This window comes from Limnohabitans sp. DM1, assembly GCF_001269385.1.
Classification (GTDB): domain Bacteria; phylum Pseudomonadota; class Gammaproteobacteria; order Burkholderiales; family Burkholderiaceae_C; genus Limnohabitans_A.
In genome coordinates, this window is sequence record NZ_CXOO01000077.1 from 1 (window position 1) to 2,952 (window position 2,952).

Genomic DNA, 2,952 nt, shown 5'->3' on the forward strand with positions numbered 1-2,952 from the left:
ATGTCGCTCAGCGTCTTGCCAATGTCGCCGCCGTTGTTCACGAAGCTCACACCCGCACTTGCCGCCAATGCAGCAAAGCCTGCATTGGCGGCTGCGCCAAATGCGGTGCTGCCCATCAAGGTAGCTTGCGTGGCTGCCGTGGTGGCCGTGGCCGCTGTGCCAGCTGTGCCGCCCAACAGTTCTGCCCCCATGCCACCTGTGTACACCGCAATGGCAATGCTCAGCAGCGCCGCCCCCGCAGGCGTCAGCCCTTGCTGGCTGTAGCTCCACTGGTCGTGCGCCAGCTTGACTTGTTCCCATTTGATGTTGGGATTGCTCGCCAGGTCTTTGAGGTAGCCCAACCCAGGCTGCTGGCTCAGCGCTGCGATCTGGTCTTTGAGGTTCCCCTCGGGGATCTGCACCGTCGTGTTGATGCCGTTGGCAATGTTCAGCTGACCGTTGATTTGCGTCTGGTTGGCCGTTTGTGTGGTGCTGCCGTTGCCCGACTGCGCTTGCCACACACCGGCCGTTGTGGTCTTCTCCGTGTGGCTGGTCGTGGTCGTGTTGGTGCTGGTGCCCACAATCAGCTCACCGTCTTTGCTGGTGTCTGCACCTTCGCTGCGCACGATGTCAATCTTGGGCGCGGTCATGATGGCCCCGCGCACATCAGTCACCGTGCCCACGCCCACCTTGATCGCCTCTTGCGAGGTCAGCTTGGGGGCCAGCGCTGTGGTGTTCAAGCTGCTGTCGCTGCTTTGGCTGTTGCTGTAATTGATGCCAACGAAGCTGGAGCTGGTTCGGCTGTCGGCATTGCTCTTGTGCTCTTCGTTGACCGCGTACAGCTTGGTCTGGTCCGCGCCTTCGACCTGCACGAGGGTTTGACCCTTGATGTCTGCGCCCAAGCTGGTGATGTTCTTGCCCAGCACTTGCACTTGGCCTGCTTTGACCTTGCTCACTTCGGCGGTTTTGTCCACCGTGGTGTGGTTGGTCGTGGTGGTGCTGCTTTGGAGCCCGCCCCAGCTGCTGCTGGAGCTGCTGGTGGTCCAGTTGTGCTGTTCGGTGTCGGTGTTGTAGCCCAGCTCTATGTCGCCTTTGGACTGCACCAGGGCTTTGCCACCGGCGTTCACGTCCGTCGCGCTGAGCTTGACTGCTTGTTCGCCATAAATGGTGACCTTTCCACCGGCTTCGATCTGGCTGCGTTCGGTTTGCAGGCTTTGACGCACGTCGCTGCCCGTTTGCGTGCTGCTGTAGGCTTGGCCGCTGGTGATGGCCACCGCCCCTGCTGCGCCCAGTGCGGCATCGCCGCCTGCACGCAGTTGCAGGCTTTCTGCGCTCAAGTTGCCCAAGGCTTTGATTTGCGTGTTGCCGCCACTGCTCAGTTGCACGCCTTCGATGGTTTCTTTGTGCGTCGTGGTGCTCTGCTGGGTGCGCAGAAATCTTAAAAACCCGCCCTCACTCGATGGGTTGGTCGTGGTGCTGTCTTCACTGTTTTTGAGGGCCTTCAGGTCCACGCTGCCTTGTGTGGATTCCACCTTGAGGTCTTGCCCCGCGCTGAGCTTGCTGCCTTGCGCGGTGAGGTCCTTGGTGCTTTCCAGCGTCAAGAGGCCACCGGCTTTCACATCACTGGTGTTGTGGATGGTGGATGTTGCGGTTTTTTGTTCTGTGGCCAGCAAGTTCATGGCGCCTGCGCTTTGGAGCGTGGTGTTGCCTGCGGCCTGCACGTCGCTCGCTTGCAGCGTCAAATCGCCTCGGGTGGTCTTGAGCTTGAGTTCGCCCCCGCTTTGCAGCTGGCTGTTGTCCAGTTGGGCGCTGGCGGCCTTCATGTCCACACTGCTTTGGCCTTGTACATCCAGGTTTTGTGCCTGAAGCTGTCCACCCGCTTGCACGACCACGTCTTTGGCCTTGACTTGGGCGCTTTGCAGTTGCATCGCTGCGCCGCTTTGCAGCTTCGCCTCTTGTGCCGCCTGCACTCGCAAGGCGTTTGCCTGGAGGTCTTGTGCGGCCAGCACTTGTGTGGCGCCCCCGCTTTGCAGTTGCACGCCTTGTACGTTCTGGTTGTGGATGTCGATGCGCTGGGGTTCGGGTTCGGGCTCTGACTTGAATCGCCCAAAGAAGCTGGCTAATGGACGGCCCAATGCACTGTTCGACGCATCTGCCTGCACGGTGGCGGCTGCCTTGGCTTGGGGCACGATCACGTTGGTGGCGTCTTCTGTGTTCGTCACCGCTTGCAGGTCCACGCTGCCACCGGTGGACTCCACCTTGAGGTCTTGCCCCGCACTGAGCTTGCTGCCTTGCACGGTGAGGTCCTTGGTGCTTTGCAGCGTCAAGTTGCCGCCGGCTTTGATGTTGGTGGCCTCAAACTTGACTTCGTCTTTGCGGCTGCCGTCTTGGCGCACCACATGCGCTTCGTGCTTTTGCGCCAGCAGGTTCAGCTCGCCTGCGCTTTTGACAGTGGCGTTGTCCGCTGCGCTGATTTGGGTGGCCGTCAGGTTCAAATCGCCTTGGCTTGTCTCGAGCTGCAGCCAGCCTGCGCTTTGCACGCTGGCGTTCTTCAGGTCCACGCTGGCGGCCACGATGGCCACACTGGTGCCGCCGCTGTAGCTGCCGCTGCCGCTGACTTGCCCGCTGGCGTTGATGCTCAGCAGCGTCTGCGATTGGATGGCGGCCCCTTCTTGACGCACGTCTTGGGCGGTGATGCTGACCTCACGCCCAACGATGAGCGCGCCCACGCCTGTGGGGGTGTTGGCCGGGTCGTTGCCGGGTTCCTTGTGCGCCAGGTAAACCTTAGGCACCAGCACGCGCTGGCCGTCCACTTCTTGCCATTCGGGCCAGACCATGTCTTGCGTCAGCGCCGCTTGTTGCTGCTCGTTCAAGGCTTGGCCTGCAGCCAGGCCCAGTTGCGCCCCGGCCAGCACGCCTGCGTCCATCAGGCCTTTCATGAGGTCGTAGTCGCTGCTGGTGCCGGCCACGATG

1 protein-coding gene is annotated in these 2,952 nt (G+C 61.5%); it reads right to left on the reverse strand.

All coding sequences use genetic code 11. From position 1 onward, the window contains the following. On the reverse strand, nucleotides 1-2,952 hold a 2,952-nt coding region (locus AMM33_RS21265; protein WP_194945665.1), incomplete at both ends, for a hemagglutinin repeat-containing protein.